Here is a 25,336-nt window from a genome sequence, read left to right as displayed (position 1 = left end):
GCCGTCAGGCAAAGCGGCTCTTGCCGCCGGGCGCGTCGAGCAGCGCGTCGAGCAGCGCGTCGAGGTTCTTCGCAATTTTCTGCTCGATCTGGTCGCTGAAGCTGCTGAACAAAAAACCCAGCGTGGCCTCCAGCGTCAACGTGGTGGCCGTGACCTCCACGGTGCCGTCGATGCCGGCGCGGCTGAACTGCGCAACATCGTGGGTCTCGCCTTCGGTGTAGGTGCATTCCAGGCCGTAGTCCTGCTCGACCTGTTGCATCCATTGGCGTGCGACTTCGCGTGCGCCGGCAATGCCCAGCGCGTGGTTTCGTTCGATATGGATGTCAGGCACCGTGATCTCCGTGGTTGTCTTGGTTCTTGTGGATGGAATTGTTCGTCTGCAGGACGCCGGTGGCCGTCTGCAATGCGTGGCGCCGTTCTTCCACGGACGGCAGCGCGGCAATGCGGCGCACCTCCTTGTAGAAGCGCGGCCAGTTGCGCCCTTCGCGGTCGAACAGCGCCTCGAAGCCGGGCACCAGGTCGTCGTAGGCGCCCTGGGCTGCAAAGGTCGCGTTGTTGGCTCGGGCCACCCAAAGGTCGTACGCACCCTGGCGCGGGCCTTGCCATTCTGCGCGCAGCCGGGCGTAGCGCTCGCGAAAGTCGTCCATCGCCGCCTTTTTCATGGCGCCGACTGCCGTCCAGTCGCCAGCCTTGGCCTGCGCGGATTCGTACACCTGGTTGAGCGCTCGGCGCGTGTTGAGGGCCAGCGCGCGGAACTGCTGGCGCTGCGCATCGAAGCGCGCATATTCGCTGCGCGCCGCTTCGCTGGCTTCGCGCTGCAGCCACAGAGCGCCGCCGATGCGCTCCACCGCCGTGGCGTACGACTCGTTGAAGACCGTGTCGCCGGGCACGTAGAGCACCTGGTGCGCGAGTTCATGAAACACGATGCGCGCCAGCTCGCCTTCGGGGTAGCCGATGAAGGTGGAAAGCAGCGGGTCGCCACCGGCCCAGTTCATCCAGCCCAGCGTGGAATATGCCGGCACGGGGTAGACGGCGGTTTCCAGGCCCTTGGCGCTTTGTGCCTCGGCTTCGGCCTTGGCCGCAGCCTCGTCGTAATAGCCGCGATACCCCACGCAGCCGGCCACCGGAAAGCACCAGTTCTTGAGCGTGAGCGAATACGGCGGCGCGGCCACCACGTTCCACACCGCGGCGCGGCGGCGCAGGTCGGCGTACGAGGTGTAGCTGGGGTTGTCGGGCAGCGCCAGTTCGGTCACGGCAAAGCGGCGGATGCGCTGCGCGAGTTCGAGCTTGGCTTTCAGCGGCTCGGAAACAGCCGGGTCGGCCAGCCACTCGGGCACCGGCTTGGCGGCCCGCATGATGCCGATGTGGCCGCTTGCCGATTGCCAGTAGTAGCCGAGGTCGGCGCAGCCGCCGAGCAACAGCAGCGCGCCGGCCAGCGCGAATACGGGGGCAGCCCTCACCCCAACCCTCTCCCGGAGGGAGAGGGAGCAATACGCTCCACTTCGACCAGGCAGTCATAGAAGGTCGGGCCGCGGCCGATGTCGGTCAGGCGCTGGCTGGTGAGCTGGTTGACGTTGGTGCCGTCCATGCCGAGCTTGCGCCACCAGATGCCCATGCCGTGCACCACGCCGGGCCGCGCGCGGCGCGAGACTTCGGCGCGGCAGCGGTGCTCGCCGCGGCTGTTGAACACGCGCACCGTGGCGCCGTTCTCGATGCCTCGCGCGGCGGCGTCCGCCTCGTGGATCTCGAGCAGCGGCTCGCCTTCGATGGCGCGCAGGCTCGTCACGTTGACGAAGGTCGAGTTGAGAAAGTTGCGCGCCGGCGGCGAAATCATTGCCAACGGAAATTCGGCCGAGCCGCCCGCCGGCTCGTAGTTGGGCACGTGGTCGGGCAACCCGTCCATGCCCTGCGCCTGCAGCCGTGCGCTGAAGAATTCGCAGCGGCCCGAAGGCGTCGGAAACTTGCCGTCGGCAAAAGGCGCTTCGGGCAGCGGCAGGCTGGTGAAGCCTTGCGCGAGCAGCTCTTCGTAGTCGATGGCGCCGGGCGCAAAAGCGGTGCGGCACAAGGTCTCGTCGTCTTCGGAGAAGCAGGGTTCGTCGAAACCCATGCGGCGCGCCAGCTCGCGGAAGATCCATGCGTTGCTGCGCGCCTCGCCGCGCGGCGCAACCGCGGGGCGGTTCAGCAGCACGTCGGTGTGGCCATAGCTGCAGTGGATGTCCCAATGCTCGAGCTGGGTGGTGGCGGGCAGCAGGTAGTCGGCGTAGTCGGCGGTGTCGGTCTGGAACTGCTCCAGCACCACGGTAAAGAGGTCTTCGCGCGCAAAGCCCGCCACCACCTTGCCCGACTCGGGCGCCACCGCGACCGGGTTGCTGTTGTAGACCACGATGGCCTTCACCGGCTTGGCCTCGTCGAGCAGCGCGTCGCCGATGGTGCTCATGTTGACGGTGCGCGGCTGGCGCCCGGCAAGCAGGTCGGGCCGCTGCAGCGCGGCGCGGTCGGCCGGAAAGTGGCCCGAACTGCTCAGCAGAAGCCCGCCCGCGCGGTCGCGCCAGGCGCCCACCAGCGCGGGCAGGCAGGCAATGGCGCGCGCCGCGTTGCCGCCGCCGCGCACGCGCTGCATGCCGTAGTTCAGCCGAATGGCGGCCGGCTTGGTGGTGCCGTAGGCCTGCGCCAGCGCCACGATCTGCGCCTCGGGCACGCCGCACACGGCGGCGGCGCGCGACGGCGGCCATTGCAGGGCGCGCTCGCGCAGCTGCTCCCAGCCCAGGGTGTGGTTGGCAATGTAGTCGTGGTCGAGCCAGTCGTGCACGATGAGTTCGTGCATCAGCGCCAGGGCCAGCGCCGCATCGGTGCCGGGCAGCAGGGCGATGTGCTCGTCGCACTTGTCGGCGGTTTCGGTCTTGCGCGGGTCGATGCACACCAGCCGCGCCCCGGCGCGCCGGGCAGCCTGCGCATGGCGCCAGAAGTGCAGGTTGCTCGCAATGGAGTTGCTGCCCCAGATCAGGATGAGCTTTGCCTCGGCGAAAAACTCGATCCGCATGCCGATCTTGGCGCCCAGGGTGTAGACCATCGCCTCGCCGCCGGCCATGGAGCAAATGGTGCGGTCCAGCAGCGTCGCGCCCAGCTTGTGGAAAAAACGACGGTCCATGGACTCGCCCTGCACAAGACCCATGGTGCCTGCGTAACTATAAGGCACAATTGTTTCTGGATCTGTCTGCAATGCACGGAGATGCGCGGCGATGTCGTCAAGAGCGGCGTCCCAGCTTACGGGTTCGAACTGGCCGCTGCCTTTGGGACCGATGCGTTTCATGGGCTGCACGAGGCGCTCGGCATGGCTGTTGCGCTCGATGTAGCGTGAAACCTTGGTGCAAAGGACGCCGCCGGTGTGCGAATGGGCCGGATTGCCCTGCAGCTTTACGGCCACGCCGTCTGTGACGGTGGTGACCAGCGCGCAGGTGTCCGGACAGTCGTGCGGGCAAGCGCCCAGGACCGTGGAAGTTTCGGTGGGGAGAACAGCAGTTGTAGAGACCGGGGCATCGTCCATCCGGCAAGTCTAAAGTTTTCCGGGTAGTGCGCGGCATTGCGCAAGAGGTTTTCACCATGATGAATCGCAGACATTTTTCACTGGCCACCGGCGCGGCGGCGCTGGGTGGCTTCCAGCTGGCCAGGGCCCAAGGCGACACGCCGCTGGTTCTGGGTCAATCGGCCCCCTTCACCGGCCCGGCCGCTCAGCTCGGCATTCAGTTTCACCAGGGTGCCAAGCTGTTCCTGGACCAATACAACGCCCAGGCCGGCCGCCGCCAGGTGGTGATCAAGAACCTGGACGACGGCTATGAGCCCGACCGCTGCGCGGCCAACACGCAGAAGCTGATCGAGGAAGACGTGTTCGCGCTGTTCGGCTACATCGGCACCCCCACCAGCATGGCGGCGCTGCCGCTCGCGGTGAAGGACAAGGTGCCCTTCATCGCGCCGTTCACCGGCGCCATGTCGCTGCGCGAGCCGTTCCAGAAGAACGTATTCCACCTGCGCGCCTCGTACAACGACGAGACCGCGCTCATCGTGAAGCAGCTCACGCACCTGCACCTGAAGAAGATCGCGGTTTTCTACCAGAACGACGCCTACGGCAAGGCCGGTCTCGACGGCGTGACCCTGGCGCTTTCGCAGCAGGACCTCAAGCCGGTGGCGCTGGCCACGGTGGAGCGCAACTCGGTCGACGTGGCCTCGGCCGTGAAGAGCATCGTGGCGGCGCGCCCCGACGCGGTGGTTCAGGTCGGTGCCTACAAGGCATGCGCGGCTTTCATTCGCGAGGCCCGCAAGGCCGGCTACGGCGGCACCTTCTTCAATGTGTCTTTCGTGGGTACCCAGGCGCTGGCCGACGAGCTCGGCAAGGGCGGCGCGGGCGTGATGGTGACGCAGGTGGTGCCCTCGCCCTACAACCCCGCCAACGCGATCACGCGCGAATTCAGCGACGCGGTCAAGAAGGCCGGCGCCGCGGCGAGCGCCAATTTCTCGAGCATGGAAGGCTACCTTGCCGCCAAGGTGCTGACCGAGGGCTTGCGGCGCGCGCCGGGCAAGGTCTCGCGCGACGGCCTCATCGCGGGGCTGGAGAGCATCGACCGCCAGCAGTTCGGCGGCTTCGAGGTGTCGTTCTCTCCCAAGAACCACGTCGGCTCGAAGTTCGTCGAGCTGTCGATGATCACCGCGGACGGCAAGATCAGGACCTGACCACCGGGGCATCGCGCCCCGCTTCTTGCGTCAGCTGCTCAAGCCGTCCACGGCCTGGAACATGGCCTGGCGGGCCTGGCTGACCACCTGGCCGCGCCAGGCGTCGGTGTCGGTATAGAAGGCATCGCGCATTCGCGCCCGAATGCCGTCGGCCAGCTCGGCTGGCGCTTCAGGGTGCTTGTGCAGCCAGTGGTCGGCGCGCAGGGCGCCCAGAACGTCGAGCATCGGCAGCGTGCCGTATTCGAGCGCAATGCCGGTGTATTCGGCCTGCGGGCATTCCTGGTACACCGCTTCGCTGATGAGGCCGCTCAGCAGCGCCGAGGTCGACGAGCCGTCGTAGATCGACGTCACCGGCGCCGCGGGCGCGCCCCACCAGGCATTGGCGCGCGCGTAGGCCGCCTTGTTATCCCGTCCCGCGAAGATGCGTTCGCCGATGCCGTTCGGCCCGAGCCCGGTGTGCAGGTCGATCCAGCCCAGCCGGCGCGTGCCGGCCGCATGGCGGCGCAGCACATTGCGCAGCGTCTTGTTGCTCCAGGTTGGCGCCTTGCCGCCAAAGAACAGCCCGTCGTCAAACTGGTATTGACCGCCGGTGACGGCCGCCTGGAAAGCAGCGACACCATGTTTCTCGATCCATTGATCGACCGCGGCCTGGTTCTCGGGCGTGGGCGGCCAGGCGTCGGGCAATAGCAGCGGATGCAGCTTGGCATAGGCCTGGTTGACCGGCAGCGGCTGCGAGAAATCGACGAAATTGCGGTTCAGGTCGACATTCTCTTGCGTGACGCGCCGCCCGTATGAAAAGCCGTGCGGATTGAGCGCGTGCACGTACAGCACCGCAACACCCTGCGCCTTGGCCTTCTCGCGCCATTCGGCGTCGTGCAGAGCGAACACCTGCACGCCGCTGCCGCAATGGCCCTCCACGCCATGGCAGGCGCTGGAGACGATCAGCAGGCGCTCCGCATTCGCATCGCCGTCGAGCGCCACGTCCATCGAAAGCTCTTCGCCGTCCTGCCCCTTGTCCGGATGCGCATGCGGCTCGACTGTGAGGCCCGCGCTCACGCAGGCCTGCAGGAATTTCTGGCGCGCCTGGGCGTAGCGCGGCGAAAACGCCTCCCCGATGCCGATCAAGATGCGTTTCCTCCGGGCTTCAGGAACTGCTCGGCCAGTTGCACCCAGCAGGTGGCGCCCAAGGGAATGAGGTCGTCGTTGAAGTCGTAGCTCGCGTTGTGCAGCGTGCACGGCCCTTCGCCGTGGTGCACGTCGCGGTGCGAACCGTCGCCGTTGCCGATGAAGGCATAGGCGCCCGGCTTGGCCTGCAGCATGAAGGCGAAGTCTTCCGAGGTCATGGCGGGTTCCTGCCGCAGCACGTTTTCCGCGCCGACGATGCCGCCCATCACGCGGCGCGCGAAGTCGGCCTCGGCCTCGGTGTTGACGGTCGGCGGGTAGTAGCGCTCGAAGCGGAAGTCGCAGGTCGCGTCGTGCGCCGCGCAGATGTGATCGGCAATCTTCTTCATGCGCGCCTCGATCATGTCGAGCACCTCGATGGAGAAGGTACGCACGGTGCCCGTCAACTCGCAGTTGTCGGGAATCACGTTGTTGGTTTCGCCCGCGTGGATGGTGGTGACCGAGATCACGGCCGAATCGGTCGGCTTCATCTTGCGCGTGAGAATGGTCTGGAAGGCCTGCACGATCTCGCAGGCGATCGGCACCGGGTCGATGCCGGTCTGCGGCAGCGCGGCATGGCCGCCCTTGCCGATCACGTTGACATAGAACTTGTTGCCCGACGCCATTACCGGGCCCGGGCTCACCGCGAACTGGCCGGCCTTCATGCCGGGCCAGTTGTGCATGCCGAACACGGCGTCCATGGGGAACTGCTCGAAGAGCCCTTCCTTGATCATTTCGCGCGCGCCGCCGCCGCCCTCTTCGGCCGGCTGGAAGATCAGGTACACCGTGCCGTCGAAGTTGCGGTTCTTCGCCAAGTGCTGCGCCGCGGCCAGCAGCATGGCGGTGTGGCCGTCGTGCCCACAGGCGTGCATCTTGCCGTGGTGCTTGCTGGCATGGGCGAAGGTGTTGAGCTCAGTGACGGGCAGCGCGTCCATGTCGGCGCGCAGGCCGACGGCGCGGCTGCTGGTGCCGTTCTTGACGATGCCCACCACGCCGGTGGTGCCCAGGCCCCGGTGAATGGGAATGCCCCATTCCGTGAGCTTGCCTGCCACCACATCGGCGGTGCGGACTTCTTCAAAGCAGAGTTCGGGGTGGGCGTGAAGGTCACGCCGCACGGCGGCGATGCCGGCCGCCTGCGTGACGAGCGAATCGATGAGTTTCATGGGGCACAGTCTAGGCTTTGCGGCACCACCGCAAAGACCGTGCCGGGTAATTACGCACTCCCCCAGGCTTCGCGCACTTCGTGTCGCTTCTCCCTCCCCCTCGCCGGGGGCAACACCAGCGGCCCGGCAAAGCCGGTTCCGCGGTGTTCCCCGCAAAGACTCAGCGCCCCATGCTCTTCAGGTAGTCGGCGCGCGCGGCAATCGCCGTGTCGGTGAAGTCGGTGAAAACGCCGTCCACGCCGAGCTTGTAATAGATCGCGTACTCGTTCTTGCCGTCCTTGTTGTAGTCGGCCGCCAGGCGGCGCGACTCGTTGCGGAAGGTGAACGGGTGCACGAACAAGCCCGCCTTGTGGGCGTCGGCGATCAGCGTGGTGGGCGAAACCGAGGTGGCGTCGGCGTCGTTGATCTTGCCGTCCTTGTTGACGTCGATCGGCTTGCCGTCGGCGCCGATGCTGCCCTTGATGCTCACGATGTAGCGCTTCCACGGGCCGATGCCGTCGGCATAGGTCTTGATTTCGGCCAGGCCCGCGGGCGTGACCATGACGTCGAAGTTGCGCTTGTCGCCCGCCTTGGTCCATTCGTAGGGACGGTCGACCGGCACGGCATAGGTCATGGCGCCGGTCTTCATGTCGATGCCGTCGCCGTCGATCAGCTGGATGAGCCGGGTGTTCAGGCCCTTGCTCTTCATGTACTTGAGGCTGCCGGGCTCGAACGACTGCACGTAGATGGGCGCGGTCTTGCTGTTCCAGCCGGCGGCGTTGATGGCCGCGATGACCTTGTCTTCCATCGGCAGACCCAGGTCGCGGAAGTAAGTCGGGTTCTTGGTCTCGGGATAGATCGCGATGGTGCGGCCGGTTTCCTTCGACTTGGCTTTGGCGAAATCGATGATCTCCTGGAAGGTGGCAATCTTGAACTTGCCGTTGAATTCCTGCGGGCGCTCGGGGTCGGTCGAAATACCGCCCAACATCTTGATTTCGGCCAGCGTGAAGTCGTTGCTGAACCAGCCGGTCTGGGTTTCACCGTCGACCTTGATGGTCTTCTTGCGCGAGGCGAAACGCGGGTGCTTGGCCACGTCGGTGCTGATGGCCAGGTTGGGGTCGTGGCGGGCAATGAGCACGCCGTCCTTGGTGGAGACCAAGTCCATCTCGATCACGTCGGCGCCCAGTTCGATGGCGCGCGCATAAGACTCGAGCGTCTGCTCCGGCAGCAAGCCCGAGGCACCGCGGTGCGCAATGACCAGCGGCGGCTGGCCGTCGAGCGTCAGCAGCTTTCCGGGAGAACCGCCGGGGCCGGTGGTACCGCAGGCGGCAAGGCAGAGGGCAGCGGTTGCAGAGAGAGCCAGCTGAAGGTTGCGCATCGTCTTTTTCTCCATCCAAAAGAGGCGCAGGGTACCCGCTTCGCATGACAGCAGCGGCACCCGCGGCGCGCGGGGCCGACTTCTTGGACAATCTGTTGCATGCTCCATACGCTTTCCCCTCAAAGCCTCGCCCTGGCCCAGGCGCTCGTGCGCATGAACACCATCAGCGCGAACAGCAACCTCGAACTGATCGACCTCGCACAGAGCCACCTGGCCGCGCTGGGCGTCAAAAGCCGCATCACCTACAACGCCGAACGCACCAAGGCCAACCTGTTCGCCACCCTCGGCGAAGGCAAGCCGGCCGGCGTCATCGTTTCGGGCCACACCGACACGGTGCCCTGGGACGGGCAGGAATGGAGCGTCGACCCGCTCTCGGCCGTGGTGCAGAACGAGCGCCTCTACGGCCGCGGCTCGGCGGACATGAAGAGCTTCATCGCCATCGCCCTTGCCAACGCCAAGCGCTTCCTGGAAAGCGACTCGCCTTACGCGGTGCACTTCGCCTTCAGCTATGAAGAAGAAATCGGCTGCTTCGGCGTGAAGGAACTGATTGCCGACATGCGCGACGCCAACATCAAGCCGCTGGCCTGCATCGTGGGCGAGCCCACCAGCATGGTGCCGGCCATCGCGCACAAGGGCGTGTACCGCTACAAGTGCTGCGTGCGCGGCAAGGAGGCGCATTCGTCGCTCACGCCGCACTCGGTCAACGCCATCGAGATGGCGGCGCGCGTGGTCGGCAAGGTGCGCGACATGGCCGAGGGCTTCGAGCGCAGCGAGCCGCGCTACGAAGGCTTCGACGTGCCCTTCAGCACCGCGAGCGTGGGCCAGTTCCACGGCGGCATTGCCGACAACGTGGTGCCGCGCGACGCCGAGTTCCGCTATGAATTCCGCGACCTTCCCACCGCCGATGCAAAGCGCATGCAGGCCGACGTGCTGGCCTATGCCGCGAGCATCGAGCCCGCGATGAAGAAGGTGGCGCCGGATGCGGGCTTCAGGTTCGAAACGATCTGCGAGATCCCGAGCTTCCTTGGTGCGGCGGACGACCCCATCACGCTGCTTGCCCAGCGCCTGGCGGGCGAAGACCGCACCACACTGGTGGCCTTCGGCACCGAAGCGGGCCTTTTCAAGAATGCCGGCATTCCCACCGTGGTGTGCGGCCCCGGCAGCATCAACCAGGCGCACCAGCCCGACGAGTTCGTGAGCCTGGAGCAGCTGGCGCGCTGCGAACTGTTCATGGAACGCCTCGCGGCCACGCCGACCATTGGCTGAAGACCACCACGGCAGCGGCGCGCTGCAACGCATGAAGCGCGTCGCGCTGGGCCTGCTGTGCGCCGCGGCGCTGCTGTACGCGCTGGCCAGCGCGCTGCACGACGAGCACGCGGCCTGGGGCTACGTGGCCGCCTTTGCAGAGGCCGCGATGGTCGGCGCCATTGCCGACTGGTTCGCGGTGGTGGCGCTGTTCCGCCACCCGCTGGGTTTGCCGATTCCGCACACGGCCATCATCCCCAGCAACAAGGACCGCATCGGCGCCAAGCTGGCCGGCTTCATCTGCAACAACTTTCTCGGCACCGAGCAGGTGCTGGCCAAGCTGCGGGCGTTCGACGCGGCCGGCCGCATTGCCGAGTGGCTGGCCCGCCCCGCCAGCGGCGAGAAGCTGGGCGAATGGGGCGTGGCCGCCGCGCGCTACGGCCTCTCGGCGTTCGACGACGAGCGGGTTCGCGCCTTCATGGGCCGTGCCGCGGCGGCGGGCCTGGAGAAGATCGACCTCTCGCGCCTGACCGGCCAGGCGCTGGACGCACTCACCGCGGGCGGGCGCCACCAGGCCCTGCTCGACGATGTGCTGCAGCAGGTGGCCGGCCTGCTCGAAGGCGAAGAGGTTCAGGCGCACATCACCGAAGCCATTGCGCGCGAGATAAAAACGCTGCGCTACGTGGGGCTCGACCAGGTGGCGGCCAAGATCGCCACGCGCAAGATCGTTGCAGCAGTGGCGCGCACCATTGCCGAGCTGGCGGCCGAACCCGGCCACCCGATGCGCAAGCGCTTTGATCACTTTGTCGACGACTTCGTGGTGCGGCTGAAGCTCGACCCCGAGTTCCAGCAGCGCGGCGAACAGATCCGCGCCGAGCTGATGGCCCACCCCGCGCTGGGCGATTACCTGCATGGGTTGTGGAGCGAGCTGCTCGCGTGGCTGCATGACGACCTGGGCCGAGGCGATTCGACGATCCGCCGCCGCATCGCGTCGATGGCCGGTGCGCTGGGTGCGCGCCTGCAGGCCGACGAAGCGATCCGCCGCTGGATCAACGAGCAGATCGAGGCGGCCGCGCCGCTGGCCATCGAACGCTACCGCGAAGACATCCGGCGCTACATCGAAGAGCGGGTCGCCGAATGGAATGCGGAGGAGATGACCGTGGAGCTCGAACGCAACATCGGCCGCGACCTGCAGTTCATCCGCATCAACGGCACGCTGGTGGGCGGCCTGGTGGGGCTGTTGATCCACACCGCGACGCAGCTGCTGCGCGGGTAATCCACAGCGGAAGAAAGTCCGCATGTTGCCGCACATGTCGCAGTAGCGACTGCGCCGCATCCCCCTCCTCCTTCTAGACTGCGCGCGCAACCACAAGAAGGAGAAGGCATGCCCCGTCGCCTGTTGCGCGCTGCCGCCGCGCTGACCGCCACGCTCGCCCTGCTGGGCGCCTGCAGCACCGTTGTCGCACCGCCGCCCACCACCCGGCCCGCGTCATGGGCCGCACCCGAGGCGCTGGTGCCGCCGTCTTCCTTCTCGGGCGTGCACGGCCTGGCCATCGATGCCAAGGGCCGGCTGCTTGCCGGCTCCGTGCTCGGCAACACGCTGTGGGAGGTCGACCGCACCACCGGCGCGGCCAAGGTGCTGATCGACGCGCCCGAGGGCCAGGCGGACGACATCTCGGTCGGCCCCAAGGGCGAGCTGGCCTGGACCAACTACCTCATGGGCATGCTGCGCTACCGCGAGAGCGACGGCGCGCCGATGCGGGTACTCGCCAAGGACCTGCCCGGCCTCAACTCGCTCGACTTCGACCGCCGCAACAACAAGCTCTATGCCTCGCAGGTGTTCCTGGGCGATGCGCTCTGGGAAATCGACCGCGAAGGCCAGAAGCCGCCGCGGCTCATCAAGAAGGACATGGGCGGCTTCAACGGCTTCGAGGTCGGCCCGGACGGCATGCTCTACGGGCCGCTCTGGTTCAAGGGCCAGGTCGTGAAGATCGACCCGGCCAACGGCCAGATGACCGTGATTGCCGACGGCTTCAAGATTCCCGCCGCGGCCAATCTGGACGGCAAGGGCAACCTCTGGGTGGTCGATGCGCGCAGCGGCGAGCTGGTGCGCGTGGACCTGGCCACCGGCCGCAAGACCGTCGCGAAGCAGCTGCGCCCGTCGCTCGACAACCTGGCCATTGCACGCGACACGCCCGATGGCACCATCTACATCTCGAACATGGCCAACAACGAGGTGCAGGCCTTCAACCCCGCCACCGGTGCGCTGCGCACGCTCACCAGCGGCAAGCTCGCGGCACCCGCGGGCCTGAAGATCGAGGGCCACACGCTCTGGGTGGCCGATGTGTTCGGCTTTCGCCAGGTGGATGTGCGCACCGGCGAAGTGCGCGACGTGTTCCGGATGCAGCGCGATCCGGACCTCGACTATCCCTTCGCCGTCGGTCTCTCGGGCAAGCTGTTTGCGCTGACCTCGTGGTTCACGGGCACGGTGCAGCTGGTCGACCGCCAGACGCTGCGAACCGTCGAGACCATTCACGGATTGAAGGCGCCTTTCGACGCCCTGCCCATGGCCGACGGCAGCGTGATCTATGCCGAGATCGCCACCGGCAGCATCACGCGCGCCCGCGGTGCCAAGTTTGCAGACAAGCAAGTGCTCGCTAGCGGGCTGAGCGGCCCCGTGCAAATGATCATCGGCCAGGACGGCGCTCTTTATGTGACCGAGGCGGCCGGCAAGCTGACCCGCATTCCACTCGACGCGAGCGCGCCGCTCCGTGCGATTGCCGAGGGGCTGGCGTTGCCTGAAGGCCTGGCGCAAACGCCTTGGGGCAGCTTCATCGTGGCCGAGAGCGCGGCGCGCCGGCTGGTGGAAATCGATCCCGCGAACGGCTCGCGCCGCAACGTGGCGGAAAACCTGCCGATCGGCCTGGCCGCGGGCCCCGGATTGCCGCCGCCTTATGTGGTGACAGGCGTTGCCGTGGGCGGTGACGGAAGCATCTACGTGGCCGCCGACCGGAACAATGCGATCTACCGGATTCGGCCTCAACGATGAGGTGTGAGAAGGTAAACAAAACCGCACCAAATTCTGTTTACTTTTAAAAACAACTATTACAAACTCGTCCGCGAACGACTCGTTACAACCCTTTCCACACCCGATCCCACGGCGGTGAGTCGTTCTTTTTCCAGGAGAACAAAGCATGACCCCCCTCGTTGTTGGCCAGTTGCTATCGCCCGAGTATTCGCTCGGCCTGGTGGCGCTCTCTTTCCTCATTTCGTTCGCGGGTTCTTTGGTGGCGCTGATCTGCGCAGGGCGCATGGTCGGGGCGGACGGTAAACCGAACCTGGCGGTGGTGGCTTGCGCCGCCGTGGCGCTGGGCGGCATCGGCATCTGGTCGATGCATTTCATCGGCATGCTGGCCTACCGGCTGCCGGTGGGCATTTCATACAACGTGCCGCTGACCGTCGTGTCCCTGGTGGCGGCCATCCTCATCTCCGGCATTGCGCTATACCTGGCGGGCGGGCGAAGCAAATTCAGCAAGCCGGGCTGGCTGGCCGGCAGCCTGCTGGCGGGCCTGGGCGTTTGCGTGATGCACTACATGGGCATGTTTGCCATGAACATGCGCGCCTCGATGGATTTCGATCTCAACATCGTCGGCCTGTCCGTGGCCATTGCCATCACTGCCGCGGGCGCGGCCCTGTGGCTGGCCTTCAACCTGCGCCGGCTGAGCCACAAGGTGGCCGCCGCCGCGGTGATGGGCGTGGCGGTGTGCACCATGCATTACGTGGGCATGAGCGCCGCCAACATGATCTGCACTGCCGCCGCTCCGACCGATGCGCTCGCCATCGGCGGCAACTACATGGGCTTGTCGGTGTTCGGCACGGCCGGCGCGGTGCTGATCTTCATCTACTGGGTGATCACGGGCACCAGCCTGGATGCCCCCGCTGCGGCGCGGCGGGTCCGCACCAGCTAATTGGCGCAAGCCGGGCGCGCATCGGCGCCCTAGAGTCGGTGCAGAGCTAAAGCGATCTGCACTGACTCCCTCATGCCCGCCATCGAATCCCGGCTGCACGCGGCCAGCGAATCCTTCCAGGCCCATCGCGCCGGCATGCTCGCGCTGCTTGCCGAGGTGCGGTCGCACGAGGCGCGCTCGGCGGCGGCCTCGAATGCCTCGGCCGAGCGTTTTGCCGGGCGCGGGCAGCTGCTGCCGCGCGAGCGCCTGGCGCTGCTGCTCGACACCGGCGCGCCTTTTCTGCCGCTGGCCTCGCTGGCCGGCCTGGGCCATGACCACCAGGACCTCGGCAGGAGCGTGCCCGGCGGCGGGGTGATCGCGGGCATTGGGCGGGTGGCCGGCGTGCGCTGCATGGTGAGCGCTTCCGACTCCGGCATCGACGCCGGTGCGCTGCAGCCGATGGGCCTGGACAAGCAGCTGCGCATGCAGGAGATCGCGCTCGAAAACAAGCTGCCCTATGTTCAGCTGGTGGAAAGCGCGGGCGCCAATCTCATGCAATACCGCGTGCAGGACTTCGTGCGCGGCGGCGGCATCTTTCGCAACCTGGCGCGGCTCTCGGCCGCGGGGCTTCCGGTGGTGACCGTGACACACGGCTCCTCGACCGCGGGCGGCGCCTACCAGACGGGCCTTTCAGACTACATCGTGATGGTGCGGGACCGCACCCGCGCGTTCCTGGCCGGCCCGCCGCTGCTCAAGGCCGCCACCGGCGAAATTGCCACCGAGGAAGAGCTGGGCGGCGCCGTGATGCACACGCACATCTCGGGCTTGGGCGACTACCTGGCGGAAGACGACCGCGACGCCATTCGCATCGCCCGCTCCATCCTGGGCGGCATCGACTGGACCCGCGACGAAGCCCCGCGCAAGTTTGCGCCGCCGCTCTATGAAGCCGAAGAACTGCTCGGCATCATGCCGGGCGACGGGCGCCGGCCGGTCGACATGCGCGAGGTGATTGCGCGCATTGCCGACGGCTCCGAGTTCCTCGGATTCAGCGAGCACTACGGCAGCGCGACGGTGTGCGGCCACATCCGGCTCGAAGGCCATGCCGTGGGCATCGTCACCAACAACGGCCCCATCGACTCCGACGGCGCCACCAAGGCCACGCATTTCATCCAGGCCTGCTGCCAGTCGCGCACGCCCATCGTGTACCTGCAGAACATCACGGGCTACATGGTGGGCCGCGCGCATGAGGAGGCCGGCATCATCAAGCACGGCGCCAAGATGATCCAGGCGGTGACCAGCGCCACCGTGCCGCAGATCACGCTGCATTGCGGCGCCTCCTACGGCGCGGGCAACTACGGCATGTGCGGCCGCGGCTTCGCGCCGCGCTTCTGCTTTTCATGGCCGAACGCGCGCACTGCCGTGATGGGCGGCGAGCAGGCGGCAAGAACCATGGCCATCGTGATGGAAGCGGGCATGGCGCGCAAAGGTGCTGTCGATCACGCGAAGATCGATGCGATGCAGCAGCAGATCGTCGAGCGCTTCGATCGGCAGATGAGCGTGTTCACCACCAGCGCGCTGCTGCTGGACGACGGCGTGATCGACCCGCGCGACACGCGGGCGGTGCTGGCCGAAGTGCTCTCCGTCTGCCGCGATGCCGATGCGCGCATGCCGCAGGCCATGCAGTTCTCGGTGGCGCGGCCATGAGCTTCAGCAAGATTCTGGTAGCCAACCGCGGCGAGATCGCGGCCCGCGTGATGCGCACCGCGCGTGCCATGGGCTGCCGCACGGTGGCCGTGTATTCGACGGCCGACGCCGACGCGGAGCATGTGCGCCAGGCCGACCAGTCGGTGTGGATCGGCGAATCGCTGCCCGCGCAGAGCTACCTGAACATTGCAGCCATCGTCGATGCCGCGCGTGCGAGCGGCGCGCAAGCGGTGCATCCGGGCTACGGCTTTCTCGCCGAGAACGCGGCGTTCGCACAGGCCTGCCGCGATGCGGGCCTCGTCTTCATCGGCCCCTCGCCCGAAGCCATTCGCGCAATGGGCGACAAGGCCGGCGCGAAGCGGCTGATGCAGACGGCCGGCGTGCCGTGCATTCCGGGCTACCAAGGGGAAGACCAGAGCCAGTCCAGGCTCGCCGCCGAAGCCGCGCGCATCGGCTGGCCCGTGATGATCAAGGCAACAGCCGGAGGCGGCGGACGCGGCATGCGCCTGGTGCCCTCGGCCGGGGCCTTTGCCGCACTGCTGCAGAGCGCGCAATCGGAAGCGCTCAATGCCTTCGGCGATGCGACCGTGATCCTGGAGCGCGCCATCGTGGCGCCGCGCCACATCGAGATCCAGGTGTTCGCCGACCGGCACGGCAACGCCATTCACCTGGGCGAGCGCGACTGCTCGGTGCAGCGGCGGCACCAGAAGGTGATCGAGGAATCGCCCTCGCCGGCCGTTTCCGCAGCGTTGCGCGAACGCATGGGCGCAACGGCGGTCGCCGCCGCAAAGGCCATCGGCTATGAAGGTGCGGGCACGCTGGAGTTCTTGCTCGATGCCGAGGGGCGCTATTGGTTCATGGAAATGAACACGCGGCTGCAGGTGGAGCATCCGGTGACCGAAGCGGTGACGGGGCTCGACCTGGTCGAGTTGCAACTGCGCATCGCGGCCGGTGAACCGCTGCCCTTGACGCAACAGGATGTGCGCATGAGCGGCCACGCGATCGAAGTGCGCCTGTGCGCCGAAGACCCGCGGCAAGGCTTTCTGCCGCAAAGCGGCACGCTCGCCGCGTGGCGTCCGTCAGCCGCCTTGCGCACCGAACACGCGCTGCGCGATGGCGCTGCGGTGCCGCCCTTCTACGACTCGATGATTGCCAAGCTGGTGGCGCACGGCCGCACGCGCGACGAAGCCCGGCAACGGCTGCTCGCCGGCCTGCAAGACACGGTGGCGCTGGGCGTTGCCACGAACCAGCAGCTGCTGCAGCGCGCACTGGCGCATCCGGTGTTCGAAAGCGGTGCGGCGACCACCGCATTCATCGCCGAACAGCTCGACGGCTTGCTCGCACCCGATGACGCGGCCGAAGCGCGCGCCAGGTTGCTCGCTGCGCTGTTGCTCCAGCTCGGAGAGCACGGCTGGCCCTCGCCGCTCGCCCACAGGCTGCCGAATGCATTGCGCTTTGCGCTTGATGGAACGAACTGCCAGGCGCGCGTGCAGCCTCTTGGCGCTGGCCGTTTCGACATTTCCATTGGCGAACATCCTCCCGTGCGCATCGATCTGCTAACGCTGCCCGGCGAAGGGTATGTGCGCTTCTGTTGCAACGGGTTGGCCGAGCAAGCGGTGGTGGCGCACGGACCGGTGGGCCGCCTCTTCTTTCACTTTCGCGGGCGGCCGTTTCAGCTCGACAACCTCACCCATGTCGCTGTCGCGCGCGAGGGTGTTGCTGCCGCCGACGGGCTGCTGCGCGCCTCGATGAACGGCCGCGTCATCGCGCTGCTGGCGGCGGAGGGCGACACCGTGGCCGCCGGCCAGCCGCTCGTCACGCTCGAGGCCATGAAGATGGAACATGTGCACTGCGCGCCGCGTGCCGGCCGGCTGGCCGCGCTGCATGTGGCCGTCGGCGCACAGGTGGCCGCGCGCCATGTGGTGGCGGAAATAGCCGATGCCTGACAACGCTGCTTCTGCGCAGATTTTGCTGAAAGCCGTCCGATGAACTCGCCCTCCCGGTACCGCTCCGTTTTTTCGCCCGGCGTTTTTGCCGGCCAGGTGATCGTCGTCACCGGCGGCGGCTCCGGCATCGGGCGCTGCACGGCGCATGAACTCGCTTCGCTCGGCGCTCAGGTGGTGCTGGTCGGCCGCAATGCAGAGAAGCTCGAGTCGGTGCGGGCCGAAATCATCGATGACGGCGGCAAGGCGAGCACGCAGCCCTTCGACATCCGGCAGGAAGAGGCCGTGCGCAGCGCGGTGGCTGCGATCGTGGCCGCGCACGGACGCATCGACGGGCTGGTGAACAACGCGGGCGGCCAGTACATCACGCCACTCGCGGCCATTTCGGCCAAGGGATGGGAGGCGGTGATCCATACCAATCTCACGGGCGGTTTTCTCGTGGCACGCGAATGCTTTCTGCAGAGCATGCAGGCGCATGGCGGCGCCGTCGTCAACATCGTGGCCGACATGTGGGGCTCGATGCCCAGCATGGGCCACAGCGGCGCGGCGCGCGCGGGCATGGTGAGCTTTACCGAGACCGCCGCGCTCGAATGGGCCGCGAGCGGCGTGCGCGTGAATGCCGTGGCGCCGGGCTACATTGCATCGAGCGGCATGGACCACTACCCGCCCGAAGCAGGCGACATGCTGCGCGCGATGCGCGGCACGGTGCCCGCGGGCCGCTTCGGCAACGAGGCCGAGACCTCCGCCGCCATCGCCTTTTTGTTAAGCCCCGCCGCCAGCTTCATCAGCGGCAGCGTGCTTCGCGTGGATGGCGCACGGCCGCAGGTGCGCATGGGCTGGCCGATGGCACTGCCGGACAAAGAGACGCAGCAGCGTGTGGCCGTGCGGCCCTTCGACGGTTTTCACCGGGCGCAGACGCCGCGTGTCTTCAAGAACGCCGACGAACCGAACGACTGACTGACCGACTGACTGGAGACAACCGCATGCAGTACACCCACGAGCACCTCGAGATTCAGAAGACGCTGCGCCGCTTCATCGACGAAGAGATCAATCCGCATGTCGACGCATGGGAAGAAGCCGAGATCTTTCCCGCACACGAGGTCTTCAAGAAGCTCGGCAACCTGGGCATGCTGGGCCTGAACAAGCCCGAAGCCTTCGGCGGTGCCGGGCTCGACTATTCGTATGCGATGGCCATGGCGGAAGCGCTGGGCCACGTGAACTGCGGCGGCGTGCCGATGGCGATTGGCGTGCAGACCGACATGTGCACGCCCGCGCTCGCGCGCTTCGGCAGCGACGAACTGCGGCGCGAGTTCCTGGCACCTGCCATCGCGGGCGACATGGTCGGCTGCATCGGCGTGAGCGAGCCCGGCGCGGGCAGCGACGTGGCGGGCCTGAAGAGCCATGCGCGCAAGGAGGGCGGCGACTACCTCATCAGCGGCCAGAAGATGTGGATCACCAACAGCCTGCAAGCCGACTGGATGTGCATGCTGGTCAACACCGGTGATGGACCCGTGCATCGCAACAAGTCGCTCGTGATGGTGCCGATGGACAGCCCCGGCATCGAGAAGGCGAAAAAAATCCGCAAGATCGGCATGCACTCGAGCGACACGGGGCTCATCTATTTCGACAACGTGCGCGTGCCCCAGCGCTATCGCATCGGCGAGGAAGGACAGGGCTTCGTCTACCAGATGCAGCAGTTCCAGGAAGAGCGGCTGTGGGCTGCCGCGAGCTCGCTCGAACCGATGGAAGACTGCATTGCGCAGACCATCGGATGGGCGCAGGAGCGCAAGATCTTCGGCGCCACGCTGGCCGACCAGCAGTGGGTGCAGTTCAAGCTCGCCGAGCTCAAGACCGAAGTGGAGGCGCTGCGCGCCCTCACCTACCGCGCCTGCGACCTGCATGTGCAGGGCCAGGACGTGCTCGAGCTGGCATCGATGGCCAAGCTCAAGACCGGCCGGCTTACGCGGCAGGTGGCCGACACCTGCCTGCAGTTCTGGGGTGGCATGGGCTTCACGCTCGAGAACCGCGTTTCCCGCCTTTACCGCGACGGGCGTCTCGGCTCGATCGGCGGGGGCGCGGACGAGGTGATGCTCGGCATCCTCGCCAAGACGATGGGCATCGCCAAGCGACCGCCGCGCGGCTGAAGCGCACATGGACGCCGAACTGCAAGCCGACCGCGCGGCCCTCGCCGACACGGTGCGGCGCTTTGCCGAAGACGAGATCGCGCCGCACGTGCAGGCCTGGGAAGACGCGGGCGAGTTTCCCCGCGCGCTGTATGCGCGTGCGGCGGAGCTGGGTTTGCTGGGCCTCGGCTACCCCGAGTCGCTGGGCGGCACGCCGGCCTCGTATTCACTGAAGCTCCCCGCATGGATTGCGCTCGCGCGCCACGGCAAGAGCGGCGGCGTGCTCGCCAGCCTGTTCTCGCACAACATCGGCCTGCCGCCCGTGGTGCTGCATGCGAGCGATGCGGTGCGCGGCGAGGTCGTGCCGCCGGTGCTGCGCGGCGAGAAGATCGCCGCGCTCGCCATCACCGAGCCCGGCGGCGGCTCCGACGTGGCGGCGCTGCACACCACGGCGCACCGCGACGGCGAACACTACGTGGTGAACGGCGAAAAGACCTTCATCACCTCGGGCATGCGCGCCGACTGGATCACGGTGGCGGTGCGCACCGGCGAAGAGCGCGGCGCCCGCGCCATCTCGATGCTGTTGGTGCCCGGCGACACACCCGGCCTCACGCGCACTCGCCTCGCGAAGATGGGCTGGCTGTGCTCGGACACCGCGCAGCTTCACTTCGACAACGTGCGCGTGCCTGCGCGCTACCTGCTCGGCAGCGAAGGCGCGGGTTTTCGCATGGTCATGGGCAACTTCAACGGCGAACGCATCGGTCTGGCGGCGGGCGCACTCGGCTTTGCGCAGGCCTGCCTCGACGAGGCGCTGGCTTGGTCTCAGGAGCGCAAGACCTTCGGCGCCGCGCTCATCGAGCACCAGGCGGTGCGCCACAAGCTGGTCGACATGCAGATGCGCATTGCGTCCACCGAGACTTGGATCGAGGCTGTATCAGCGCAAGGCGATGCGTGCGAAGCGGAGGGCCGCTTCAACGCGCCCGAGTGGGTCGCGCAGGTTTGCATGCTCAAGAATCACGCGACGCAAACCATGCAGTTCTGTGCCGACCAGGCCGTGCAGATCCTGGGCGGCATGGGTTTCATGCGCGGCACCGTCAGTGAACGCATCTACCGCGAAGTGAAGGTGATGATGATCGGCGGCGGCGCCGAAGACATCATGAAGGAGCTGGCTGCGCGGCAGCTGGGCTGGCTTTAGACCCAGGGGCTTCAGTCGTTCTGCTCGCCGTCGCCCTGCCGCGGCGCGGCCAGTGCGTTTGCGGCACGCAGCTTGTCCTTCTTGCTCGGCCGCTTGCCCTTGATGCCGCCGGTGCCCGAGGCATCGACCATCGGCACGGGGGCTTCAGTCGGCTCGAAGCCTTCGATGCGTTCGCGTGGGAGGCTGAGGCCCTGGCGTTTTTCGATCAGGCGAAAGTGCGCCTCGGTCGCAGCGCTCACAAAGCTGATCGCCAGCCCGCTTTCGCCGGCACGGCCGGTGCGGCCGATGCGGTGGATGTAGTCGGTGGGCGAGCGCGGCAGGTCGTAGTTGATGACGACCGGCAGCTGTGCAATGTCGATGCCGCGTGCGGCCAGGTCGGTGGCAATCACCACGTCCCAGCGGCTCTCCTTGAACTGCGCGAGGATGCCGGCGCGCGTGCCCTGTGCAATGTCGCCGTGGAAGGGCACCGCATAGACACCGTTCTTGTAGAGCTTCTCGGCCACGGTCTGGGCCGCATGCTGCGTGGCGACGAAGACCAGCACCCGGTCCCACTCGTTCTCCTTCAGCAGATGGCGAAGCAGCTGCGTGCGGCGGTTGGCGTCGACCTCGATCACGCGCTGCACGATGGCGGGCTCGGTGCCGGGCTCGCCCTGCACGTCGATCACCGCCGGGTCGCGCAGCGCGCTGTCGGCCAGCGCCTGGATGGCGGGCGGGAAGGTGGCCGAGAACAGCAGGTTCTGGCGCTGCGCCGGCAGCAGCGCGAGGATGCGGCCCAGCTCCTCGGCAAAGCCAAGGTCGAACAGCCGGTCGGCCTCGTCGAGCACGAGCATGGAAACCGCATTGAGCTTGAGCGCGTTGTGGTCCACCAGGTCGAGCAGCCGGCCCGGCGTGGCCACCACGATGTCGGCGCCGCCGCGCAGGCTCATCATCTGCGGGTTGATCGACACGCCGCCGAAGGCAATCGCGATCTTGAGCCGCTCGGGCAGGTGCTGCGCAAGGCTGCGCATGGTTTCGCCCACTTGGGCGGCGAGTTCCCGCGTGGGCACGAGCACCAGCGCGCGCACGCGGCGCGGCGACGTGGCACGTTCGGCCGCCAGGCGCTGCAGCAACGGCAGGGAAAATGCGGCGGTCTTGCCGGAGCCGGTCTGCGCCGAGCCCCGCACGTCGCGGCCTTGCAGAATTGCGGGAATGGCCGCGGCCTGGATGGCGGTCGGGGCGGCATAGCCGCTTTCGGCGGCAGCCTGCACGAGCGCGGGGACCAGGCCCAGTGAGTCGAATGGCATGTGAGCAGACAGAGAGAAAGATGAACCGGGAACCAACAGGAACCGAAGCGTTGAAGAAGAGATCGACCGAATGACGATGAAGAGCAATCAGTCCACAGCCCTGGTGTATTCCACCGAAGCCGGAGGCCGCATGTGCCCCGAGTGCCGCGCGCCGATCGCGCAGTGCCGCTGCAAGGAGCTCAAGGCGCGCGTTCCGGCCACTGACGGCATTGTGCGTGTATCGCACGAGACCAAGGGCCGCAAAGGCAAGGGCGTGACGGTGGTCAAGGGCCTGGCGCTCGATGCGGCCGCGCTCGCGGCCACGGGCAAACAGCTCAAGACGGCCTGCGGCACGGGCGGCACGGTGAAGGACGGCACCATCGAAATCCAGGGCGACCACCGCGACCTGGTGATCGCGGCCCTCACAAAGCAAGGCCACGTGGTCAAGCGCGCCGGGGGCTGAACCTCATGAAACCCGAAGACCTGCAGCGCCTCGTCACGCTCGAAATGCCTTTCGGCAAGCACAAGGGCACCTTGATTGCCGATTTACCCGGCAATTATCTGAATTGGTTCGCACGCGAGGGTTTTCCCGCAGGTGAAATCGGGCGGCTGCTCCATTTGATGCATGAAATAGACCACAACGGGCTCTCCGGCCTTCTGCAACCGTTGCGAAACCGCCCTCCAAGGCGTGATGTTTCGTAAGAAGAGCGAATTTCATCACCCTTTTTCCAGATCGCATTGATAATCGTGCCTACGTGTCTGTGAGCTTGCCTCCCGTGCACGTAATTCGGTGATCGGTCAGTTTCGCGCCACAGCGCATTTGTTTGTTGTGATTCTGGGACTCCATCGCTTTGTTTTGTTGGTTTGAATTAGGAGTCCCTCAATGGGCAAGAAACTCTACGTAGGCAACCTCGCCTACTCTGTGCGTGACAACGACCTGGAACAGGCTTTCGGCGAGTTCGGCTCGATCGTCAGCGCCAAGGTCATGATGGAACGCGACACCGGCCGCTCCAAGGGCTTCGGCTTCGTGGAAATGGGCACCGACGCTGAAGCGCTGGCAGCCGTTGAAGCCATGAACGGCCATTCGCTCCAGGGCCGCGCCCTGACCGTGAACGAAGCACGTCCGATGGAAGCTCGTCCCCCCCGTACCGGTGGTGGCGGCGGCTACGGCGGCGGCGGCGGTGGTGGTGGTACGGCGGTGGTGGGGCGGCGGCGGCTACGGTGGTGGCGGCGGTGGCCGCAGCGGTGGTGGCGGTGGCTACGGCGGCGGCGGCGGTGGTCGCGGCGGCTACTAAGCCCTTCCCCGAGACCTCGCTCTCAAATAAAAAGCTCCTTCGGGAGCTTTTTTCGTTTCTGCGCCCCACGCTCGGCCTGAGGTCCGCGCAAAGGCCTGGGCACCCTTGTACGCATTTGTCCTTACCGCGCCGGTCAGCCCAAGGTCAGCCGCGGGCGACGACCCTCACCCGTCCAATCAAGAGGGTCGAGACAATGCGCATCAAGAGTCAGGCTGACTTCTTTTCGGGAGTCATGTTCACAGCCGTAGGCGGCGCCTTCGCCATCGGCGCCACCACCTACACCATCGGCGACGGTGCCCGCATGGGGCCCGGCTACTTTCCGCTCATGCTGGGCATTTTGCTGGCGGTGCTCGGCGGGGCCATCATGTTCCAGGCGATGGTGGTCGAAACCGCCGGCGGCGACCCGATCGGCAAATGGGCCTGGAAGCCGCTGGCCTTCGTGCTGGGCGCCAACCTGGCCTTCGGCGTGCTGCTCGGCGGACTGCCGAGCATCGGCCTTCCCGCCATGGGGATGATCGTCGCGATCTACGCGCTCACCATCATCTCGAGCATGGCCGGCCAGCACTTCAAGCTGCGCGACGTGCTGGTGCTGTCGACCATCCTGGCGGCCGGCAGCTACGTGGCCTTTATCTGGGCGCTCAAGCTCCAGATCCAGGTCTGGCCTACTTTCATTTCGGGTTGAGGAGCACACCGCCATGGAACTGTTCCACAACCTCGCGACCGGCTTCGGCGTCGCCTTCACTTTCACCAATCTGCTGTATTGCCTGGTCGGCTGCATCCTGGGCACGCTGATCGGCGTGCTGCCGGGCATCGGTCCGGTCGCGACCATCGCGATGCTGCTGCCCGCCACATACGCGCTGCCGCCCGTGTCGGCGCTGATCATGCTGGCCGGCATCTACTACGGTGCGCAATACGGCGGCTCGACCACCGCGATCCTGGTGAATCTGCCCGGGCGAGTCATCCTCCGTGGTCACCTGTATCGACGGTTACCAGATGGCGAGGCAGGGCCGCGCAGGCCCTGCGCTCGCCGCGGCGGGCCTGGGCTCGTTCTTCGCAGGTTGCGTCGGCACGCTGATCCTGGCCGCCTTCGCGCCGCCGCTCACCGAGTTGGCCTTCAAGTTCGGCCCGGCCGAGTACTTCTCGCTGATGACGCTGGGCCTCATCGGCGCCGTGGTACTGGCCTCGGGTTCGCTGCTCAAGGCGGTGGCCATGATCGTGCTCGGCTTGTTGCTCGGCATCGTGGGCACCGACGTCAATTCGGGCGTCGCGCGCTTCAGCTTCGACATTCCCGAGCTCACCGATGGCATCGGCTTCGTGGTGATTGCCATGGGCGTGTTCGGCTATGGCGAAATCATCGGCAACCTCTCGCAGCCCGACGACGAGCGCGAAGTTTTCACGCACAAGGTGAAGGGCCTGTGGCCCACCAAGGACGACTTCAAGCGCATGACGCCCGCGGTGCTGCGTGGCACCGCGCTGGGTTCGGCGCTCGGCATCCTGCCCGGCGGCGGCGCGCTGCTTGCGGCTTTCGCGGCCTATGCGCTCGAGAAGAAGATCAAGATGCGCCCCGGCGAAGTGCCCTTCGGCAAGGGCAACATCCGCGGCGTGGCATCGCCCGAATCGGCCAACAACGCCGGTGCGCAGACCTCCTTCATTCCGCTGCTCACGCTGGGTATTCCGCCCAACGCGGTGATGGCGCTGATGGTGGGCGCGATGACCATCCACAACATCCAGCCCGGCCCCCAGGTGATGACCAGCAACCCGGAACTCTTCTGGGGACTGATCGCCTCGATGTGGATCGGCAACGCCATGCTGATCGTGCTGAACCTGCCGCTGATCGGCATGTGGATCAAGCTGCTGACGGTGCCCTACAAGTTCCTGTTCCCCGCCATCGTGCTGTTCTGCGCGATTGGCGTGTACTCGACCAACAACAACACCTTCGACGTGTGGATGGTCGCGATCTTCGGCTTTATCGGCTACCTGTTCATCAAGCTGAAGACCGAGCCCGCGCCGTTGCTGCTGGGCTTCATCCTTGGGCCGATGATGGAAGAAAACCTGCGGCGCGCCCTGCTGCTGTCGCGCGGCACCTGGAGCGTGTTCGTCACGCGGCCGCTGTCGGCGGGCTTGCTGGTCGCGGCGGCGCTGCTGCTGGGCATCGTGCTGCTCCCCTCTATCAAGGCGAAACGCGAAGAAGCTTTCGTCGAGGAATAAGCCAACCC

At 66.7% G+C, this 25,336-nt stretch carries 20 protein-coding genes and 2 pseudogenes; 15 read left to right on the top strand and 7 right to left on the bottom strand.

Going from position 1 to position 25,336, the window contains the following annotated elements; translation table 11 throughout:
* Positions 1–4 precede the first annotated feature (4 nt).
* From M0765_RS10455 to M0765_RS10445, 3 genes are read right to left on the bottom strand one after another with little or no spacing between them, the layout of a single operon-like run.
* Positions 5–331, bottom strand: a complete 327-nt coding sequence (locus tag M0765_RS10455) for a polyhydroxyalkanoic acid system family protein (protein ID WP_258503554.1) — start codon at positions 329–331, stop codon at positions 5–7.
* Positions 324–1,460, bottom strand: a complete 1,137-nt coding sequence (locus tag M0765_RS10450; protein ID WP_258503553.1) for an aminopeptidase — start codon at positions 1,458–1,460, stop codon at positions 324–326. Before M0765_RS10450 ends, M0765_RS10455 begins: the two co-directional genes overlap by 8 nt.
* Positions 1,457–3,544, bottom strand: coding sequence for a molybdopterin-containing oxidoreductase family protein (locus tag M0765_RS10445; RefSeq protein ID WP_258503552.1), 2,088 nt, complete (start codon positions 3,542–3,544; stop codon positions 1,457–1,459). The genes M0765_RS10450 and M0765_RS10445 overlap by 4 nt, the downstream gene beginning before the upstream one ends.
* A gap of 56 nt (positions 3,545–3,600) precedes the next feature.
* Between M0765_RS10445 and M0765_RS10440 the strand changes: the two genes are divergently transcribed.
* Positions 3,601–4,725 carry an ABC transporter substrate-binding protein gene (locus tag M0765_RS10440; RefSeq protein ID WP_258503551.1) on the top strand — a complete coding sequence of 375 codons (1,125 nt, stop codon included), beginning with the start codon at positions 3,601–3,603 and terminating at the stop codon, positions 4,723–4,725.
* Positions 4,726–4,755: 30 nt separating this feature from the next.
* Here M0765_RS10440 and M0765_RS10435 read toward each other — a convergent pair whose 3' ends face one another.
* The 3 genes from M0765_RS10435 to M0765_RS10425 form a co-directional block, all read right to left on the bottom strand.
* Positions 4,756–5,850, bottom strand: a complete 1,095-nt coding sequence (locus M0765_RS10435; protein WP_258503550.1) for a M14 family metallopeptidase — start codon at positions 5,848–5,850, stop codon at positions 4,756–4,758.
* Complete coding sequence (locus tag M0765_RS10430) at positions 5,847–7,049, bottom strand: M20 aminoacylase family protein (protein ID WP_258503549.1); 1,203 nt, start codon at positions 7,047–7,049, stop codon at positions 5,847–5,849. Before M0765_RS10430 ends, M0765_RS10435 begins: the two co-directional genes overlap by 4 nt.
* 160 nt (positions 7,050–7,209) lie before the next feature.
* Positions 7,210–8,406, bottom strand: a complete 1,197-nt coding sequence (locus M0765_RS10425; protein ID WP_258503548.1) for a glycerophosphodiester phosphodiesterase — start codon at positions 8,404–8,406, stop codon at positions 7,210–7,212.
* A gap of 99 nt (positions 8,407–8,505) precedes the next feature.
* On the opposite strand from M0765_RS10425, the gene argE reads away from it, so the two are divergent.
* From argE to M0765_RS10380, 9 genes are all read left to right on the top strand, one after another.
* The gene (gene argE, locus M0765_RS10420; protein ID WP_258503547.1) at positions 8,506–9,672 is read left to right on the top strand and encodes an acetylornithine deacetylase; all 1,167 of its coding nucleotides are present in this window, start codon (positions 8,506–8,508) and stop codon (positions 9,670–9,672) included.
* On the top strand, positions 9,665–10,927 hold the full coding sequence (locus tag M0765_RS10415; RefSeq protein ID WP_258503545.1) for a DUF445 domain-containing protein: 1,263 nt from the start codon (positions 9,665–9,667) through the stop codon (positions 10,925–10,927). Before argE ends, M0765_RS10415 begins: the two co-directional genes overlap by 8 nt.
* Before the next feature lie 108 nt (positions 10,928–11,035).
* Positions 11,036–12,700, top strand: a complete 1,665-nt coding sequence (locus M0765_RS10410; RefSeq protein ID WP_258503544.1) for a hypothetical protein — start codon at positions 11,036–11,038, stop codon at positions 12,698–12,700.
* 145 nt (positions 12,701–12,845) lie between these two features.
* Positions 12,846–13,619 (top strand): MHYT domain-containing protein, encoded by a 774-nt coding sequence (locus tag M0765_RS10405; RefSeq protein ID WP_258503542.1) that lies wholly within the window; start codon positions 12,846–12,848, stop codon positions 13,617–13,619.
* A gap of 72 nt (positions 13,620–13,691) precedes the next feature.
* A complete protein-coding gene (locus M0765_RS10400) occupies positions 13,692–15,302 on the top strand; it encodes an acyl-CoA carboxylase subunit beta (RefSeq protein WP_258503541.1) in 1,611 nt (536 codons plus the stop codon).
* Positions 15,299–17,248, top strand: a complete 1,950-nt coding sequence (locus M0765_RS10395; protein WP_258503540.1) for an acetyl/propionyl/methylcrotonyl-CoA carboxylase subunit alpha — start codon at positions 15,299–15,301, stop codon at positions 17,246–17,248. The genes M0765_RS10400 and M0765_RS10395 overlap by 4 nt, the downstream gene beginning before the upstream one ends.
* Positions 17,249–17,287: 39 nt before the next feature.
* The gene (locus tag M0765_RS10390) at positions 17,288–18,202 is read left to right on the top strand and encodes an SDR family oxidoreductase (RefSeq protein ID WP_258503537.1); all 915 of its coding nucleotides are present in this window, start codon (positions 17,288–17,290) and stop codon (positions 18,200–18,202) included.
* Between the two features lie 26 nt (positions 18,203–18,228).
* A complete protein-coding gene (locus tag M0765_RS10385; RefSeq protein WP_258503536.1) occupies positions 18,229–19,389 on the top strand; it encodes an acyl-CoA dehydrogenase family protein in 1,161 nt (386 codons plus the stop codon).
* A 7-nt stretch (positions 19,390–19,396) separates the two neighbouring features.
* The gene (locus M0765_RS10380) at positions 19,397–20,563 is read left to right on the top strand and encodes an acyl-CoA dehydrogenase family protein (protein ID WP_258503535.1); all 1,167 of its coding nucleotides are present in this window, start codon (positions 19,397–19,399) and stop codon (positions 20,561–20,563) included.
* A gap of 11 nt (positions 20,564–20,574) precedes the next feature.
* Here M0765_RS10380 and M0765_RS10375 read toward each other — a convergent pair whose 3' ends face one another.
* Entirely contained in the window at positions 20,575–21,846 is a 1,272-nt protein-coding gene (locus M0765_RS10375; RefSeq protein WP_258503534.1) for a DEAD/DEAH box helicase, read from the bottom strand.
* Positions 21,847–21,922: 76 nt separating this feature from the next.
* Between M0765_RS10375 and M0765_RS10370 the strand changes: the two genes are divergently transcribed.
* The 5 genes and pseudogenes from M0765_RS10370 (at position 21,923) to M0765_RS10350 (ending at position 25,328) form a co-directional block, all read left to right on the top strand.
* On the top strand, positions 21,923–22,288 hold the full coding sequence (locus M0765_RS10370; protein WP_258508194.1) for a translation initiation factor Sui1: 366 nt from the start codon (positions 21,923–21,925) through the stop codon (positions 22,286–22,288).
* Positions 22,289–22,293: 5 nt separating this feature from the next.
* Positions 22,294–22,527 (top strand): DUF3820 family protein, encoded by a 234-nt coding sequence (locus tag M0765_RS10365; protein ID WP_126747804.1) that lies wholly within the window; start codon positions 22,294–22,296, stop codon positions 22,525–22,527.
* A 181-nt stretch (positions 22,528–22,708) separates the two neighbouring features.
* Positions 22,709–23,120 (top strand): annotated as a pseudogene (locus tag M0765_RS10360) (RNA recognition motif domain-containing protein).
* 193 nt (positions 23,121–23,313) lie between these two features.
* Positions 23,314–23,802: a tripartite tricarboxylate transporter TctB family protein gene (locus M0765_RS10355; RefSeq protein ID WP_258503533.1), complete on the top strand. Its 489-nt coding sequence runs from the start codon at positions 23,314–23,316 to the stop codon at positions 23,800–23,802.
* A 13-nt stretch (positions 23,803–23,815) separates the two neighbouring features.
* A pseudogene (locus M0765_RS10350) lies at positions 23,816–25,328 on the top strand (tripartite tricarboxylate transporter permease).
* Positions 25,329–25,336 lie beyond the last annotated feature (8 nt).

This window comes from Variovorax sp. S12S4, assembly GCF_023195515.1.
In the GTDB taxonomy this organism is placed as follows: domain Bacteria; phylum Pseudomonadota; class Gammaproteobacteria; order Burkholderiales; family Burkholderiaceae_C; genus Variovorax.
The sequence above is the reverse complement of the archived record's forward strand: the minus strand, read 5'-3'. Positions and strand labels throughout refer to the sequence as shown.

Excerpts from the sequence above, each read along its gene's own strand:
- M0765_RS10445 (WP_258503552.1), bottom strand. The coding sequence starts at position 3,544 with ATGGACGATGCCCCGGTCTCTACAACTGCTGTTCTCCCCACCGAAACT.
- M0765_RS10440 (WP_258503551.1), top strand. The coding sequence starts at position 3,601 with ATGATGAATCGCAGACATTTTTCACTGGCCACCGGCGCGGCGGCGCTG.
- M0765_RS10430 (WP_258503549.1), bottom strand. The coding sequence starts at position 7,049 with ATGAAACTCATCGATTCGCTCGTCACGCAGGCGGCCGGCATCGCCGCC.
- M0765_RS10425 (WP_258503548.1), bottom strand. The coding sequence starts at position 8,406 with ATGCGCAACCTTCAGCTGGCTCTCTCTGCAACCGCTGCCCTCTGCCTT.
- argE (WP_258503547.1), top strand. The coding sequence starts at position 8,506 with ATGCTCCATACGCTTTCCCCTCAAAGCCTCGCCCTGGCCCAGGCGCTC.
- M0765_RS10410 (WP_258503544.1), top strand. The coding sequence starts at position 11,036 with ATGCCCCGTCGCCTGTTGCGCGCTGCCGCCGCGCTGACCGCCACGCTC.
- M0765_RS10405 (WP_258503542.1), top strand. The coding sequence starts at position 12,846 with ATGACCCCCCTCGTTGTTGGCCAGTTGCTATCGCCCGAGTATTCGCTC.
- M0765_RS10400 (WP_258503541.1), top strand. The coding sequence starts at position 13,692 with ATGCCCGCCATCGAATCCCGGCTGCACGCGGCCAGCGAATCCTTCCAG.
- M0765_RS10395 (WP_258503540.1), top strand. The coding sequence starts at position 15,299 with ATGAGCTTCAGCAAGATTCTGGTAGCCAACCGCGGCGAGATCGCGGCC.
- M0765_RS10390 (WP_258503537.1), top strand. The coding sequence starts at position 17,288 with ATGAACTCGCCCTCCCGGTACCGCTCCGTTTTTTCGCCCGGCGTTTTT.
- M0765_RS10385 (WP_258503536.1), top strand. The coding sequence starts at position 18,229 with ATGCAGTACACCCACGAGCACCTCGAGATTCAGAAGACGCTGCGCCGC.
- M0765_RS10380 (WP_258503535.1), top strand. The coding sequence starts at position 19,397 with ATGGACGCCGAACTGCAAGCCGACCGCGCGGCCCTCGCCGACACGGTG.
- M0765_RS10375 (WP_258503534.1), bottom strand. The coding sequence starts at position 21,846 with ATGCCATTCGACTCACTGGGCCTGGTCCCCGCGCTCGTGCAGGCTGCC.
- M0765_RS10370 (WP_258508194.1), top strand. The coding sequence starts at position 21,923 with ATGAAGAGCAATCAGTCCACAGCCCTGGTGTATTCCACCGAAGCCGGA.
- M0765_RS10365 (WP_126747804.1), top strand. The coding sequence starts at position 22,294 with ATGAAACCCGAAGACCTGCAGCGCCTCGTCACGCTCGAAATGCCTTTC.
- M0765_RS10355 (WP_258503533.1), top strand. The coding sequence starts at position 23,314 with ATGCGCATCAAGAGTCAGGCTGACTTCTTTTCGGGAGTCATGTTCACA.